This window comes from uncultured Dialister sp. (genome assembly GCA_900314595.1).
Lineage (GTDB): Bacteria > Bacillota > Negativicutes > Veillonellales > Dialisteraceae > Dialister.
Map to the genome: position 1 here is coordinate 1 of OMVW01000019.1, position 16,169 is coordinate 16,169.

General features: G+C 49.3%; 16 protein-coding genes. 13 read left to right on the plus strand and 3 right to left on the minus strand.

The annotated features are described in order from the left end of the window. From QZN42_RS06105 to QZN42_RS06125, 5 genes are all read left to right on the plus strand, one after another. A partial coding sequence (locus QZN42_RS06105; protein ID WP_296955363.1) for a GNAT family N-acetyltransferase occupies window positions 1-526 on the plus strand: 526 nt, incomplete at its 5' end. A gap of 298 nt (window positions 527-824) precedes the next feature. Then, window positions 825-1,262: a hypothetical protein gene (locus QZN42_RS06110; protein WP_296955365.1), complete on the plus strand. Its 438-nt coding sequence runs from the start codon at window positions 825-827 to the stop codon at window positions 1,260-1,262. Continuing rightward, the gene (locus tag QZN42_RS06115) at window positions 1,259-1,489 is read left to right on the plus strand and encodes an Ada metal-binding domain-containing protein (RefSeq protein WP_296955368.1); all 231 of its coding nucleotides are present in this window, start codon (window positions 1,259-1,261) and stop codon (window positions 1,487-1,489) included. Before QZN42_RS06110 ends, QZN42_RS06115 begins: the two co-directional genes overlap by 4 nt. Before the next feature lie 55 nt (window positions 1,490-1,544). Beyond that, complete coding sequence (locus QZN42_RS06120; RefSeq protein ID WP_296955371.1) at window positions 1,545-2,669, plus strand: hypothetical protein; 1,125 nt, start codon at window positions 1,545-1,547, stop codon at window positions 2,667-2,669. A 15-nt stretch (window positions 2,670-2,684) separates the two neighbouring features. Beyond that, window positions 2,685-3,770 carry a hypothetical protein gene (locus tag QZN42_RS06125; protein WP_296955374.1) on the plus strand — a complete coding sequence of 362 codons (1,086 nt, stop codon included), beginning with the start codon at window positions 2,685-2,687 and terminating at the stop codon, window positions 3,768-3,770. A 167-nt stretch (window positions 3,771-3,937) separates the two neighbouring features. Here QZN42_RS06125 and QZN42_RS06130 read toward each other — a convergent pair whose 3' ends face one another. Continuing rightward, entirely contained in the window at window positions 3,938-4,702 is a 765-nt protein-coding gene (locus tag QZN42_RS06130; RefSeq protein ID WP_296955377.1) for a cyclase family protein, read from the minus strand. A gap of 701 nt (window positions 4,703-5,403) precedes the next feature. Here QZN42_RS06130 and QZN42_RS06135 point away from each other — a divergent pair. From QZN42_RS06135 to QZN42_RS06150, 4 genes are read left to right on the plus strand one after another with little or no spacing between them, the layout of a single operon-like run. Beyond that, entirely contained in the window at window positions 5,404-5,826 is a 423-nt protein-coding gene (locus QZN42_RS06135; protein WP_296955380.1) for a thioesterase family protein, read from the plus strand. Then, the gene (locus QZN42_RS06140; protein WP_296955383.1) at window positions 5,816-6,589 is read left to right on the plus strand and encodes a glutamate racemase; all 774 of its coding nucleotides are present in this window, start codon (window positions 5,816-5,818) and stop codon (window positions 6,587-6,589) included. Before QZN42_RS06135 ends, QZN42_RS06140 begins: the two co-directional genes overlap by 11 nt. Before the next feature lie 5 nt (window positions 6,590-6,594). After that, window positions 6,595-7,152: a hypothetical protein gene (locus QZN42_RS06145; RefSeq protein WP_296955386.1), complete on the plus strand. Its 558-nt coding sequence runs from the start codon at window positions 6,595-6,597 to the stop codon at window positions 7,150-7,152. Beyond that, window positions 7,152-7,802, plus strand: a complete 651-nt coding sequence (locus tag QZN42_RS06150; RefSeq protein WP_296955389.1) for a coenzyme F420-0:L-glutamate ligase — start codon at window positions 7,152-7,154, stop codon at window positions 7,800-7,802. Before QZN42_RS06145 ends, QZN42_RS06150 begins: the two co-directional genes overlap by 1 nt. A 343-nt stretch (window positions 7,803-8,145) precedes the next feature. Here the strand turns inward: QZN42_RS06150 and QZN42_RS06155 are convergent, their stop codons facing one another. After that, the gene (locus QZN42_RS06155) at window positions 8,146-9,090 is read right to left on the minus strand and encodes a D-2-hydroxyacid dehydrogenase (protein ID WP_296955392.1); all 945 of its coding nucleotides are present in this window, start codon (window positions 9,088-9,090) and stop codon (window positions 8,146-8,148) included. Window positions 9,091-9,448: 358 nt separating this feature from the next. Between QZN42_RS06155 and QZN42_RS06160 the strand changes: the two genes are divergently transcribed. The 3 genes from QZN42_RS06160 to QZN42_RS06170 all read left to right on the plus strand — a co-directional run bounded on the left by QZN42_RS06160 (window position 9,449) and on the right by QZN42_RS06170 (window position 13,311). Beyond that, window positions 9,449-10,861 (plus strand): divergent polysaccharide deacetylase family protein, encoded by a 1,413-nt coding sequence (locus QZN42_RS06160; protein ID WP_296955395.1) that lies wholly within the window; start codon window positions 9,449-9,451, stop codon window positions 10,859-10,861. 9 nt (window positions 10,862-10,870) lie between these two features. Next, window positions 10,871-11,596: an SDR family NAD(P)-dependent oxidoreductase gene (locus QZN42_RS06165; RefSeq protein ID WP_296955398.1), complete on the plus strand. Its 726-nt coding sequence runs from the start codon at window positions 10,871-10,873 to the stop codon at window positions 11,594-11,596. A 218-nt stretch (window positions 11,597-11,814) separates the two neighbouring features. Then, complete coding sequence (locus QZN42_RS06170) at window positions 11,815-13,311, plus strand: hypothetical protein (protein WP_296955401.1); 1,497 nt, start codon at window positions 11,815-11,817, stop codon at window positions 13,309-13,311. 328 nt (window positions 13,312-13,639) lie between these two features. Here QZN42_RS06170 and rpmB read toward each other — a convergent pair whose 3' ends face one another. Then, entirely contained in the window at window positions 13,640-13,831 is a 192-nt protein-coding gene (gene rpmB / locus QZN42_RS06175) for a 50S ribosomal protein L28 (protein WP_296955404.1), read from the minus strand. Between the two features lie 180 nt (window positions 13,832-14,011). Between rpmB and recG the strand changes: the two genes are divergently transcribed. Then, window positions 14,012-16,072 (plus strand): ATP-dependent DNA helicase RecG, encoded by a 2,061-nt coding sequence (gene recG / locus QZN42_RS06180; RefSeq protein ID WP_296955407.1) that lies wholly within the window; start codon window positions 14,012-14,014, stop codon window positions 16,070-16,072. The last annotated feature ends 97 nt before the right edge of the window (window positions 16,073-16,169 follow it).

Consider the following 16,169-nt stretch of genomic DNA (forward strand, 5'->3'; position numbering starts at 1 on the left):
TATGAAGATCACACAGGCTACGGCGGCGGATATCGATGAAGTGGCAGAAAGCTACGAGAAACTTTTTGATTATTATGAAACCCATCCGGATACGACCCTCTGGAAGCGGGGCGTCTATCCGTCCAGAGCCTGGGCGGAAACGGGCGTCGCAAATGGCTGGCTCTACGTCATGCGGGATGAGGAAGGAAATTTTGGGGCCAGCTGTTTCTGGAATCAGGTGCAGGGGAAGGAATACAAAGACCAGCCCTGGCGCTATCCTGCCAAAGACAGTGAAGTCATGGTGGGCCATACCCTCTGCGTCCTTCCGGGAGTGAAACGTCACGGCATCGGACGGGCCTTCGTGGAATTCGGCATGGAACTGGGACGGGAAAAGGGCTGCAAAGTCATGCGTTTCGATACCCACATCGATAACATTCCTGCCAGTCATCTTTATGAAAATATGGGCTTCCGGCTTGTCTCCACCGGGCCTGCCATCCTGAACGGCCTCGTGCCTGTGACCCTCCGGTATTATGAGAAGAAATTGTGATTGTTGGGGAAGAGGCTTGATAAATCAAGGTGGAAAAACTGTTTATTTTAAAAGTTATCAGTTATTGGTTCTCAGTGAATGTGCCGCGCATCATGATTGGAAGCGCGGCTTTTTATATTTTTTCCTTTCCCTGAGAACCGCAAACTGATAACTGATAACTATTTTTCCCAAAGTTTTTAAAATAATGATTTCTATTTTTGTACACCTCTTTTTGCTGCTTCCGGAGAGGGTGAAAGGGGAGGCGGGAAATGATAAAATAAAGGAAAGAATTCGATTTCATCGGAGGGGAGGAATTTCCATGGAGGAAAGGTACTGGCGTGAAATAGAATCTTATGATCTGATCGAGAAGGACTGGAAACTGTTCCGCAAAAAACTACCCGGCTGGCAGGAAAGGTACATGGGAAAGCTGGTACGGCAATACATTGACCTTCTCAGCACCGATCAGAAGGCAAGTTCCAGGTTCTGGGCCCTGGATAAGAGAATCAAGAGGGATAAAAGAAATACCGGTGTAATGATTTCAAGGGTGAGCCGGTCCCATATGCTTGATATTTTTGAAATGCTCCGGGTGGACGGGGTCATTGTGGAAAGTGATATGGAAGGCTTCAGCCGGGAGCTGAAGGATTATATGCGCTATGGCTGGGTGCTGACCGATGAAATCCGGGAAGAAGTGGAAAGTAAACCGGACAGGAAAAGCCGCTGGACCAAAGAGGGAAGGAGGCTGGGCGCATCCTTATGAAAATGATTATGACCCTTCTTCTGCTTTTTACTTTACTTGCTCCTCTCCTGTCCACGGAGGCTTTTTCCGCAGAAGCCGCCTATGTGGGCAATGTGAAAAGTTTGAAATTTCACTATGAAGACTGCCGGTGGGCGAAGAAGATGAAGGAAGAAAATAAAGTGTATTTCGAAACGAGAGAGGGAGCCCTGGAGCAGGGGTACGTTCCCTGCGGCAGCTGCAATCCCTGAATCATTACAGGAAACGGCAGACAGTACCTTTACGGAAGGTCTCAAAAGGAGGTGGATGATGGATTTCATGGATTACGTGGAGGAGGACAGTCTCTTATACTATATCCGTTCTCACCTGAATGAGTACGGAGAGCTTCCGGCCGATTTTTCGCTGGACTACCATGTAAACGGGGCGAGAAAACTGGAAAGTGAGACGGAAGGAGACTTTGATTATTTCCTCCCTGACGGATTGATTGACGGAAATATATTTCTTGAAATGGACTATTCCGATGAAATCCCTGAGCCCCTCTGCCGCTCCCTTATGCTGGCCAGTGAGGAAAATTATGTGGAGGCAGCGGAAGCGGCGGCAGACTATCTCTCAGGGAGTGAACCGCGCCGCATGATTCAGTATGTGAACGGCCTTTACAGCTGGGTGGAAAGCGGAGAGGCAGATCTCAAAGGACAATGCATCTATAATCTGGCCTACAATATCCTCCGGCAGGACAATGAAATAGAAATGGTGAAATTTGCCCTTTTCATCATGACCTTCCTCGATGCCAGCGCCCGGCCGGAAGCGGTAGACATGATCAATCTGTTCTCAAGGTCTGATGAATTCACCCTTTTCTGCACCTGGGCCATGAAAGAATGGCCAAACCGGAATGAAAGGACTTTCGACATGCTCCGCCATGTGAAAGGCTGGGGAAGAATCACCGGTCTTTCCTCTTTGAGTCCTGAGACGGAAGAAATCCGCCGCTGGCTGGTGACGGACGGCTGGAAGACGAGCCTTTCCCGGGAAGACGCGGCGCTTACCGTAGTCCATGCAATCGATGTGGAAGAATTCCTGGGCGGAAAAAATCCCGCCGATTCCTATATTTTTAAAAATATAACCGCTATGTTGAAGGTCCTCCTTCATTCGGAAGAAGGAGATGATTACTGTGGAATGGACCAGATGGAAAACCCCTGGCCTCTCTGTACGGCATGGCTTTCCGAATGCAGCCGGCAGTTCAGAAATCTTGAAATTTACGAAACCGCAGCGAAAATTACCCGCTATGCCTACCGGAGGGCAGGAGAAAAGGAAGCTCTGGAATTGAAGAAAAAAGGCACCGATTTCCTCTTTACCGCCGAATGCAGGGATACCCTCAAGGCGGCCCTCAAAGAGGGAAAAGGACAGAAACTTGCAGAATTTCTGGGATTGATATGAAATGAGGTCAGAAATATGGCTTACGTAAAACCTTTTGCGGCAAGCACGCTGGCAAAGAAATATAAAGAAACGGGACTTGCGCCGGAGACCATCGGAATACTGAAGGAATTTTTTATTTCCTGCGCCTGCCTCTATGGTGAAATCCTGGCGGTCGAAGCCTGGCAGGTATATCAGGTATTGGCGAAAAAAGAAAAACTGCCCAAAGTGCGGCAGAGAGAATTTTATCAGGTCCTGGATATCCTGCGCCGGGATGGTTCTGAAGACTGGCCTTATAAAATAGTTGAAATCAGTGAAATCTGGGGCGGAGAGAGAAACAGTCCCGGAAAAAGGGTCATCCTTCACCGCGTCCTGGACATGGGAGGGTGGTACTATAGCCGGTTCTCCGCAGCCGTTACCCTTGACAGTAATAGAAGCCGCTATGCGGGAACGGATGATAACTACATCCCTGACGATTTCTTAAGTTACAGGGAAATACCGGAATCAGAAGAAGAAAAAGCTTTGATTCAATTTTTGGGTCCACTTCGCATTTCCTTGAAATTGTACAAGAAAAAATGGGAAAAAGAAGAGCATACTTACGAAAATGCGGGCAGGCGGCTGGACGAATGTTCATACCTGGAATTCTTTGAAGATTTACGGGTTCAGCGGTTCAGAAAAGGGACCGGAGGGAAAAAGAAAGATCCCGGGAAAGCGGATCAACTGGAAGCAGAATACCGCCGGTTGAATACGGCCGAAAAAATTGTGTCCGAGCTCAAAAGGGATATGGAACTTGGCGAAACCTGCTGCCCCGAGGCGCAGGCACAGATGATTGGAAATCTGGAAAGCAGAGGAGTAGAACTTTCAGACCCGGAGAAAGAAAAATTAAATCAGCTGGTGAAGGCGATGAATGACCATATGATGCTCTGGTGCAACTACGGCTGGCCCCCGGCGGTGCAGGGAGATGCGTTCTACCGGAATTTTGCCATCGGCAGAAGACAGGATGAAATCAGAAGAAATGGTTATGACAGGGCCCTGAATAAAATCATTCATAACCCTGACCTTTATGAAGATGAAAAAATGATTCTGATCAGGCAGCTCAATGAAAAATTCTTTTCCAATGAATGAGGAACCCGGATATACAAAAAGGTTATCTTAAATAAAGGAAACCGATCTATTTTCTGATTTGATAATTATCAAACCCCTGAAAAGCAGATTGCTTTTCAGGGGTTTTGATGTAACAGAGTGGGCTGATCTAATCTTCCTGTTCGACTGAGGGTAGATCAATTTCTGCCTTATTTTTTCGGAGTAATAGCTACGGCTCTTACCGGAAGTCCTGTAGCTCCTTCAATGTGGGGCCATGCCACGAAGAGGACGGCTCCTGCCGGAGCGACTTTATCCAGGTTGGTGAGGACTTCCACCTGGATTTTTCCTTTGGAAAGGACATACCGTTCGCAGGCAAGATCTCCTGCCTTTGCCGCTTCTTTCGACGCATCGGTGTCGAGCGTTTCATGGCCGCTGGCTGCTGCATTTCTCACTTCGTAAATATATTTCAGTGCGGAAAGGGACCAGCCCGGGAAATTTTCACTTCCGTCCTCCGCAATGCCGGAGAGGGCATTCATGTCCGGCCATTTCTTGCCCCAGTCGGTGCGGAGGGCTACAAATGCTCCGTCCGGAATAGGTCCGTACTTGGCTTCATATTCTTTGATATCTTCTTCCGTTGCCGCATAGTGGACATCTTCCTTCACTTTCGGGGTGATATCGATGACACAGAGGGGGAACATCATGCTTTCCGTACTGAATTTCTCGGAAAGGGCCTTGCCCTTTGCAAAATGGCCGGGGAAATCGATATGAGTACCGAACTGGCCCGGGAATTTGAAAGTCTGGATGAGGCATTCCAGCATGGGGTTGCCCCAGTCAAAAACGGTATGGCAGAGGTCGAGTACCCCGTCCGGCATACCGCCCCAGTAAGGGCTGTCATTGTTCAGGGAATGGGAAAGTTCTACGAAATCGTATTTTTCCTTCAAATCAGCAAGCTGGTTCCAAAGCGGATAGGTCATGGTAATTCCTCCTTTATTAGAAACAATTTAATATGATTTATTATACCCCATTTTAAAAACTTTCGAAATAGATATATTTCCATGCTTTGCAGATATATTTTTACATTATATAGAAACAGGGGAAGAAATCTGATGTAGAGCAGATGAAAATCAATCTTTCCCTGTAAGTAAAGAGGAAAGGACCGGTATGAACCATGCCGGCCGGTGAAAAAATGAACAGGCAGCAGGCACTCGTATATGGCGGGCGAAGAGGTACTTTCAAAGGAGAGCGCCTTCTCTTCACCCTGCCTTTTGAAATAAAATTTAATCAAAATATAATAAAATAAATCGGCCCTCCTGTACTATACAGACAAAGGAAGAAAACCGGTGTACTTCAGATCGAGCCGGCGGATTCTTTCTTCTACAGTACTGTACAAATCCATTTCCATTATAGTCAGGGCCCTGAAATCATTATAGGTTGGAAGATAAAATAAAGGCCCGGAGAGGTCGTTTCAGGAAAGAAACGGCACTCCGGGCTTTTTGTGCTGCCCGGATGATTCCTGTATCTAAAACTCCCGGACTGATTGGGAGGCTGAAACCATCAGGGACAGGATTGCATGACATGAATAGCTGTTTCCTGTCTGCATTCTTTCTTTAATACATGTCTACCCTCCCGGTATACATATGTGTTATACTAAGACATTATGGAGGAATAACTTTACATGTTTACTTACAAAAGAAGAGTCAAATTTTACGAGACTGATGCCATGCGGGTGGTGCATCATGCCAATTATCTCCGCTATTTTGAGGAGGCCCGGGTGGAGTATCTGCGGGCGGCGGGCATGGATCTCACGGTCCTGATGGATGAGGGGATCGTATTTCCTATCGTGGAAGTGGAAGTGAAGTACAGGCAGAGCGCGCGATATGATGAGGTGATCCTCATCCATACGTATATCCGCAGGGCGGACCGGGCGAAGCTGGTCATCGAGTATGAAGCGGTATCTGAAAAGACCGGGGCGGTCCTGACGACGGGCCGTACGGTGAATACGTTTACTGATATGAAGACGGGGCGCATTGTCCGGCTGCCGAAGGAAAAGCTGGCAGGTCTCCTTGAGCTTTCGAAAGAGGACAGAGATGGACAATAGACCGATTGGCGTGATGGATTCAGGTGTCGGCGGCCTGACGGTGGCCAGGGTGCTCCATGATTTATATCCGAAGGAAAGCATTGTTTTTATCGGGGACAGCAAAAGAAATCCATACGGGGAAAGGACCCGGGAGGAAATTGCGGATTTTGGCGAGGAAATGAAAGCGTTTCTTTTGAAAAAGGACGTGAAGATGATCATCGTGGGCTGCAATACGATTTCCTTCAATGTGCGGGACAATTTCACCGAAGGCCCGGTGCCGGTGGTGAAGATGAGCCTCGATATTTCCTTCCCGGAAGGGACGAAGGATGTGGGCATCTTTGCTACGCCTGCTTCCATCCGCACCCATGCGCACTATCATTATCTGACAAAGAAATATCCGGATATTCATTTCATCGAAGTTCCCTGTGACGGGGTGGCCGCGGCCATCGAGCAGAAAAAGGAAGAAAATCTGATTTCTTCTCTTGTGCTGAAGGCGGTAAAGGAGTATCATGCATGTGGTATAGAGGCGGGCTACTGGGCCTGCACCCATTATCCGCTGGTGCCGGGAGCTTTTGAAAAAGCCATGCCCGGTGTGCCTTTTATCGATCCTGCCCTGCCCACTGTGGAAAAGGCAGTCAGAATTCTGAAGGACAAAGATGGGCTGGCGGAAAAAGCCGGAGAAAGCCGTTTTTATTTCACTGACGGTCTTGAACATGCCCTGCCTCTGGTAGAGAGCCTCTTTGGCCCGGTGGTTGTGGAAAAAACAGATCTTTTAGGAGTGTGAATCAAATGCTGGTATTGCTTTTAAGAATTGTGGCAGTCCTCGTCCTTCTGGTTTGCCTCGGCTTCATCGCTTACTGGGCGGTGGCCGTCATCAAGGGCGATGCGGTAATGAAGATGGTGAAGACGAAGAAAACTCCGCTGAAGGTGGAAAATATGGACCGCCATCACGTGACGTTCTCCTTTACCATCCCGATTAAAAATGTAGGTAAGCAGCTGGGTACCGTCATGGATGCATTCGTCCGCATTTACCTGCCTTTCGAGCAGTATGACCAGGCGAAAGTCACCGGCCATCTTGATGATTATGATGTGCCGAGGCATGATGATTACTGGCAGGCTTACATCGTGGAACCGGGGAAGGAGAAGAGATTCTATATTACCCTGGATATCGACGGGAAAGGTTCCAGTATCCTGGGAGACCTGGAAGACCTTCCTGAATTTGCGCTGGATATCATTTACCAGATCGTTGCCAGAAGCGATTATTACTATGCAAAGACAAGAATTGTGATTACCCGTGAAGAAGTGCAGAATGCTCTTTACGAATATACGACGGAGGCGGGAAAATAATGGCAGAACTTGAACTTGTTCCGATTCATACCAGAATTCTCACCCACCATGATAACATTGTGGATGCCATCCTGGAATTTGCAGGAGATCAGATTACGGATCATGATATCGTATGTTCCGCAGAATCGGTGGTAGCCATCACTCAGAACCGTTACGTCCGTCCGGAAGAACTGAACGTCTGCTGGCAGGCGCGTCTCATGAACCGCTTCGTGCCGGGCGCAGGCTCCATGGCCAGCATTTACGGTATGCAGGCAGCTATGGATGAAGAAGGGAAATGGAATATGCTTTTCTCCTTCATTCTCGGCGCTATCGGTAAAGTCATGGGCAAGAGCGGCATTTTCTACGCCCGCTGCCGCCAGGCTTCCCTGATCGATGATGTGACGGGGACCATGCCTCCTTTTGATAAATGCCTCGTATACGGTCCGGCAGATACGGACAATGTGTGCGAAAAGATTAAAAAAGCTACCGGTGCCTACGGTGCAGTCATTGCCGACGTAAACGATCTGAAGAGGGCAGCGGTCCTCGGCAAGAGCAAGGGCCTCGATCCAAAGCAGATTGCAAAAATCCTCATCGATAATCCTTTCGGAAACGATAACCAGAAGACACCGATCGTCATTATCAAGAATTTTACCGATGTGATGGGGAAGTAATCCGGGTCAGTACCGCGATTGGAGTATAGAGTTATATAAGCGATAATCGTGATTCGTTGTTCGTTGTTCGTGATTCGTGATTCGTGGAAGGTGGCCGCCAAATTTATATGGCGGCCATTTTCTATATTTGAAATAGAATTTTCTGTCTGATATTGAAAAAGTGCCTGATGATATATTTCATCGGGCACTTTTTGATTTTATAAATGTCAGAGGGGGGGCGGGCCGAAGGCCGGATATATAAGATTGGTTTGCGCAGCTCCATATCCTTCACGAAGAACGAACAACGAATCACGAAGAACGATCAGGATGAATGAATAAAAACACAGGGAGCAGATTGAAGAAATCAGTACCCTTTCTTCTTATCTATCTCATTCAGCAGTTTTTCTCCGCGGGCGAAGGAGACGTAGTTTGTTTCGAGGAGTTTTGTCAGTTTATCCCAGAAGTCGGGGACCATGGAGGCGATGTGAGGGGTCATGATGACATTTTCCATGGACCAGAAGGGGTGATCGGCAGGAAGTGGTTCCTTGGAGAATACGTCCATGCAGGCGCCTGCAATCGTGCCATCCTGAAGTGCCTCAATGAGGGCCGGTTCATCGACTACGGAGGCTCTGGCGATATTGATGAAGAGAGCCGATTTCTTCATCACTTTGAATTTTTCCGCGTCGAAGAATTTCTCCGTTTCCGGTGTGGAGGGAAGGGCGGCAATGACTACGTCTGCTTTCGGCAGGACTTCCATGATTTCTTCCTGGGTGTACACATGATCTGCAAACATTTCATCAGAGAGGTGTTTCTTTACAGCCAGGATTTTTGTCTCAAAAACCTTGGCCCGCTGCGCAATGGCCCGTCCGATTCCGCCGAAGCCCACGATGAGGATGGTCTTTCCGAAAAGGGACATGCCTTTCGGCCGGATCCATTCATGAGCCCCCTGATGACGGACAGCATCGGGGATCCTGCGGTACCAGGAGAGGAGGAGGGCCATGGTGTGCTCGGAAACGGCCCGGTCATGGACCCCGTGGGAATTGGTGAGGATGATGGGACGCTCCATCATGGAAGGGGTGAGGAGCTTTTCCACTCCGTCGGAAAGGGAATGGACCCAGCGGATATTGGGCCCCGCCTGGAGGAAGGGCTCTACATTCTGGAAACCCCAGAGGGCCAGGGCATCGGCATCGGCCACATGGGGGAGGGCTTCCTTCGGCGATTTGTAAGCTTCCACGATGGACCCCGGAACCGCTTCTTTGAGCGCAGCAATTTTTTCATCGGATAATTTGTTGACCACGACCAGTTTCATGGGAATGACCTCTTTTCGTTTGGAAATATTTTTTGTGTCAGACTATATAACTATTTACTATATTATAGCATTGGAAATAAAGTGAATAGTCAATAACTGTATCGAGGTCAGGCGGGCGATGAATCGGAAGACCTGCCGGGCCAATCGGGGCAGCTTTTCACCGGATTGGTAAATTGACAACTCTATCCGGAGTGAGAAAATATGAACTATTATCCATTACCCATTAACCGGCATGGATATGTTATTTCTGATAACTGATAACTTCATTCATACAGCTTCCTTTTCATGTCCCAAGTCCATTTATTACGATGATATGTTATAATTGTGGGAGAAAATTTATTCTTTCAAAGGAGCTATTATGGCTGTTAGACGAAAAACGAGTACGCGTACCAGAAGACCCCGCAGAAGGAAAAGCGGCGGGCACCCGTTTCTGGTGGCTTTTTTCTTTGTATTTCTTATTTTTGCTTCCGCCTATGTGACGGACCGCATGACGAATAAACCCACTGCCGAAGTGGCGCAGAATGTGACCACCATCCATCATATTTTCAATGACAAGGAAATGCAGGGACTGGTACCGAAGGAAGATACGGGCACTCCGGAAAGCGTGAAGGAGAAAATAAAGGCAGCCATCGACAAGGTAGTGACTGTCAAAGTGAATGGGGACGAAAAGAGATTGTCTTCTGCTAAAGCGGACGGGACGGAAACGAAAGTGGCTTCAAAATCCGCTGAAAAGTCCGCTTCCGAAACTCCTGCAGAAACGCGGAAAGAGCAGCCGAAGGAATCTTCTTTTAGCCTTTCTCATGTGATTTCCAAAGTCACAGGGAAACCGGCTCCCGCACCGGAAGAAAAGCAGGAAACCGTGGTGGCTTCTGCTTCCACGAAAGAAACCCTGACCGAGGACAAATCCACTGTCACCATCAATAAACCGGTTCCGGCGGAAGAAAAACCGGCGGTTACGAAATCTACTGTTTCCAAACCGGCCGGGGTGAAGAGCGCCCCGAAGGCAGCTGTGAAATCTTCTTCAAATGAAGGGAAATCCACAGTGACTGTCAATAAGCCGAAGGCAAAGCCGGCACCGGCAGCAGCGCCAAAGGCAAACCAGCCTGCAAAGGTCATGGGCCGCCTGGCCGTGGTTATCGACGATGCAGGAAGGGATCTGGATTCCCAGCATGTCTATGAAAATATGGGCATTCCGCTGACTCTGGCGGTCATGCCGAATCAGGTGCATACGAGAGAAGCTGCACAGTCCTGGGCAGCCCATGGACTGCCTGTCATCATCCATCAGCCTATGGAATCGGTTTCCGGTGTGGGCATGGAACCAAAGGTCATCCTCACTTCCATGAGCACTACGGAAATGAGGGCTATGCTGAAGAGCTCCTTCTCCCAGGTGCCGGAAGCTGTCGGTATGAATAACCATCAGGGGTCGAAAGCAACCATTGACCGGCCTACCATGGACGTAGTGATGAATGAGCTTCATCACAGGAATATGTTCTTCTTCGACAGTCGTACCAATTCCACCACCGTGGCCGATGCAGCAGCGGCTTCCTATGGCGTGCGGTATGTGAGAAACGACCTCTTTGTGGATAATGAAGCCGATGTGACTTATATTTCCAATATGATCCGGGAAGGAGCAAACCGGGCTGAAAAGTATGGCACCTATGTGATTATCGGCCACTGCCGGCCGAAGACGGCGGAAGCCTTCCGCCAGATGGTTCCGAAACTGAAAGCAGAAGGCATCCAGTTCATTTATGTTTCCTCTCTTACGAAATAAGGAGGGTCTATGATTCAGACGGTCATCATTTCCGGCGGCACTTCCGGCATCGGGCTTGCGGCTGCGGAAATCCTTGCCAGGGAGGGCATCCGCCCCATCCTGCTGGGAAGAAATGAAGAGCGGGGGAAGGCGGCGCAGGAAAAAGTGCCGGGAAGCCTGTATATTCCCTGCGATGTGACAAGCGGTGAAGACTGCAGGCGGGCTGTCAAAGCAGCGGCAGCCATAGGAAATATCAGAGGTCTCGTCCTGTCGGCCGGCATTTATACCGAGGGCCTTCTGGAAAATACGACAGATGAGGAAATAAAAAAACTTTTCGATGTCAATGTCTTTGGAGCCATAAACCTTACCCGGGAAACGATCCCTTACCTTCGAAGCGCAAAAGGAAGCATCGTGGCTGTAGCTTCCGACGCAGCCATCCAGGGCAATGTGCAGGCAAGCCTCTACAGCGCAACCAAGGGAGCCCTGACTGCATTCATCCGCTCTCTTGCCCTTGAACTGGCAGTGGACGGGGTGCGGGCCAATGTGGTGGCTCCGGGCGATATCGACACGCCTCTTCTTGAAAAGCAGCTGAAAGAGTTCGGCGGCGATAAAAAGGAAATGGGAGAGTGGTACCCTCTGGACCGCATCGGAAAAGCATCAGAAGTGGGGGAAGTCATCGCTTTCCTCCTTTCGGAAAAAGCATCTTTCATCACCGGGGCCATCGTGCCGGTGGACGGGGGACTCACAGACTGGTAATTGAAAGGACCTTCCTTATGGGAGGCCTTTTTCTTTTGCCCGGGCATTCCTCTTCGCATATCGCCAGACAGGAAATTTCAGGAAGTAAAAACTATCCGATTTGTTTGAATAAATATGTATGGTTTATTTAATGACTTTTAGGTATAATATAATCAAGTGTACTCTTAAGTGTATTCAGGCATTTACAATCCGGGAGGGACCCGGGTGAGGAGGTTTCTATGAGCGAAGAAAAAGAATTGGAAAAGACTCCGGTTGTTCGTCCGGAAGCAGCCCCTGAAGTAAAAGTCGAGGCTCAGCCGCCGATGGAAAAACCTGAGGCCATGCCTCCGGCAGAAAAAGCAGAAGCCATTCCGCCGGTTGAAAAAGAAGAAGCAAAACCGCCGGTAGAAGTTCCGGCAGAAGCGCCGGCCCCTGAAGAAGCTCCGGTAGAGGAAGCTGCACCGGCTCCGGAAGAAGCGGCAGCTGAAGAAGCGCCGACCGACGTCCATGTGGATGCTCCGGAAGCAGATATGGAAATCAATATCGTGGACGACCGGGATAAGGAAGCGGAGAGTCTCATCCGCTGGGCTGCAGGACGTGCAGGCGTCATTGTGGCAGCTCCTCTTCTGGGCACTGTGGCTCTCGTGGCCAATGAAGTGTACATGATCCATAAAATCGGTACCGTTTACGGGGTAGAGCTGAACCAGAAAGCAGTTCTTTCCTTCATCGGTTCCCTGGGCGCGACGGTCGTCGGTTCCACCCTGGCTACTCTGATTCCGCTTTCCATCATGCAGATTCCGATCGGTATTTCCGTCACCTACGGCCTGGGCAAGGCAGCACAGCGCTGGATCAAGGATGGTATGCCGGATGATACGAAACCATACCGGGCAGTCTTTGAAGAAGGACAGGCAGAAGGCCAGAAAGAAGAGGCAGAACTGGCTGAAAATCCGAAGAAAGATGAACCCCTTGGCGACGAAAAGAAAGATTTCACAAAAGAACTGAAGAAGAACTGGGATGATGTGTATCCGGAAAAGGCCCATGCAGCCGTTGAAAAACTGGCTGACCGGCTGACCGAACAGGCAGGCATTCTTGGAGATAAATTCATCGAAGCCCTGAAAAAAGCAGGCGTTACCGATGAACAGATCGACAAGGCAAAATATACGGCTCTCGGCGCTTCCGAAATTGCCCAGGAAACGGCTGAAAAGACGGCAAAGGACATCCAGGCCATTGCCCGGGTGAAATCGAGGGAATTCCGCAAGGATGCCATGAAGAAGGCTGATGAAATGCGGGCCCAGGCCAAAGGTCAGATGGATGAATTCCAGAAGAAGGGCGATGAAATGAAGCATCAGTCCGAAGTTCAGTCCCAGCAGATGAAGCTGAAATCGGAAAAGATGAAAGCCCAGGCCAGAGTCCAGATGCAGGAAGCAAAGATCAAGGCAAGCAAACTGCAGGCCCAGGCTAAGGAACAGGCCGATCTCGCCCAGGCAAAAGCAAAGGAATACTCCGAAGCTGCCCAGGAAGCAGCCAATAAATATAAAGAAGCTGCCACCAATGCTGCCAACCAGGCAAAGGAAAGCATTCTTTCCACGGCCAAAGAATACAAGGCAAAAATCGAAGAACGGGCTGCCCGGAAACAGGCTGAAGCCGAAGCAGCCAAAAAGGAGAGTGCTCCCGTTGAAGCTCCTGCAAAAACTGAAGAAGCTCCTGCTCCCGCTGAAGAAACTAAGGGAGAATAAAACTCCTGCCCCGGATATTTCCGAACTTCACAAGGAAGAAATCGGCGGCGTGAAACGGAGAATCATCTCCCCCTGGGGAAGACGGCGGATCCGCCATAAAAGGGCCAATCATCCCTGGGTGAGGGGAAGAAGGATTTAAATGAAAAAAGATGGATACCTTCGGGTGTCCATCTTTTTATTTTCAGGGGAAAGGGGGAAAAGGAAAAGGGGAGGCGGCGCGCAGCAAAAAACGGGCGCGTCCTTTATATAATATACATTACATATTTCCGGGATAAACATGTACGAAAACAGGCACAAAAAAAGACCGCTTCTGCGGTCTTTTTTTGAATTAGATGTCTCTGTTAACTTTATGAGAACGAAGGCAACGAGTGCAGACATTCATTCTCTTGACCTGTCCGTCTACCAGTACGCGAACTCTCTGGATGTTCGGCTTCCAGGTTCTCTTAGTTTTCAGATGGGAATGGGATACATTGAATCCCGTAGCGGTGGATTTACCGCAGATTTCACAATAGCTAGCCATGTGCTACACCTCCTTGCACTTCCGTAATTGCAACATTCATAATATATCACAATTCATTTTTTTAAGCAAGTGCTTTACGTAACTGTTTTTAAAGAATTATAATAAAAATGGAATATTGCTTATTCCCTGTTTCCATCGTTATCCGCTATAGGCGGGCCATTCCGCGAGAAAGGATTTCCTATGAGATTAACAGATTCCGTACAATATGTCAAAGGGGTAGGGCCGAAGATGAAAGAAAAACTGGCCCGCCTGGACATCCATACCGTGGAGGATCTGCTTTCCTTTTATCCCAGGCGGTACCAGGACTGGACGAAAATCACAAAGATGGAAGACCTCTCGCCGGAAGAAGAAGCGGTGGTATACGGGGAAGTGCTGGATATGAAGAAAATCACTCCCCGCCGGCAGATGACCATACTGAATGTACTTATTACGGACGGTACCGGTACGGTGATGCTCGTTTATTTCAACCAGCCCTGGAAGGAAGAGGAATTCCGCCGTGAAATGCATGTCCTCGCCTATGGAAAAATCGATTACAATTATGGAAAGCTGCAGATGAGCAATGCGGAGGTGGAAATCGTATCGCCTGAAGAGCTCCTTACTTTTCAGAAACTGGTGCCCGTGTATCCGCTGACGGAAGGAATCCGTATAGCCCAGATGCGGCGTATGATTGCGTTTGCCCTGGACCATGTGGAAGGCATGGAGGAAAATATGCCTTCTGCAGTGATCCGTTCCCGCCATCTCATGGGCCGCATGGATGCCATCCGGGCCATGCACAATCCAAAGGACTGGAATGAGCAGAAAGAAGCGCGGAGGCGCATTGCATTCGAAGAACTTTTCTTCATGCAGGCAGGCATCCTTCTCCTCAGAAAGAAAAGGGAAAAGGATGTGCTTTCCATCAAATGCGCTCCTTCCGGCAAACTGGTGAGGAATGTTTTGAAGAATCTGCCTTTTACCTTAACCGACGGACAGAAGCAGGCTTTTTCCGACATTGAAGATGATATGGAAGGGCTTGTCCCCATGCAGCGCCTCATCCAGGGGGATGTGGGGAGCGGCAAGACCGCCGTGGCGGCCCTGGCCCTGGCAAAGATTGTGGAAAACGGCTATCAGGGAGCCCTTATGGCGCCTACGGAAGTCCTGGCCGGCCAGCACTATCAGACGTTTCAGGAATTCTACAAAAATCTTCCCATCCATGTGGCCTATCTTTCGGGAGAAACAAAAAAATCTGAAAGAAATGAAATCCTTCAGGGCCTGAAGGATGGTTCTATCGATGTACTCATCGGTACCCATGCGCTGATTGAGGAAGATGTGGTCTTTGCCCATCTGGGACTTGTCATTACCGATGAACAGCACCGGTTCGGCGTGAAACAGAGAAAGGCGCTGGAAACGAAGGGTGGCTCGCCCCATATCCTCGTTATGACAGCTACGCCTATTCCGAGGACCATGGCTCTTTCCATTTACGGGGACCTCGATGTTTCTTCTATCCGGGGCATGCCCCCGGGACGTCATCCTGTGAAGACTTATGCCATTGGAAATAACATGCTTCAGCGGGTCTTCAATTTCATGGGCCGGGAAATGACGGCAGGCCATCAGGTCTATGTGGTGTGCCCTCTCGTTGAAAAAAGTGAAAAGCAGGACCTGGCTTCTGCCGTGGCGGTCTATGAACAGCTTAAAAATCAGGTATTTCCCATGTTTGGCGTTGGTCTCGTCCACGGACGTATGAAAAATGCGGAAAAAGACCAGGTGATGAGAGATTTCCACGATGGAAAAATCAATCTTCTCGTGGCCACGTCCGTTATTGAAGTCGGAGTGAACGTACCCAATGCGACGATTATGTTCGTATACGGCGCTGACCGGTTCGGCCTCTCCCAGCTTCACCAGCTCCGGGGCCGCGTGGGCCGGGGCAGCGCCCAGTCCTACTGCATTTTATATACGGATAACAGAAATGAAATCACACAGATCCGCATGAAGCTCATGTGCGAAATCCAGGATGGATTCCTCCTTTCCGAAAAAGACCTGCTCCTTCGTGGGAGCGGCGAATTCTTCGGCTACCACCAGCATGGCATGCCGGACCTTAAAGCGGCCAATATCGTCAAAGATCTGCCCCTTCTGGAAGATGCCAGAAGAGAGGCAAAAAAAGCGGTGGACTCCGGTTTTGATTTCAGCCGCGATCTGGCGCACCGGTTCAACGGAAGCTTTTACAGGAAAATCTATGAAAAAGAGCCTCCGGAGGACATGTATTGATAAGGATGGTCCGCTTTGGGTTACTTTCATACCGCCAGGCGCCAACCACCAGGCACTAACCACTAACCACTTTTGTCTGTTCTTCATATTTGTCCAA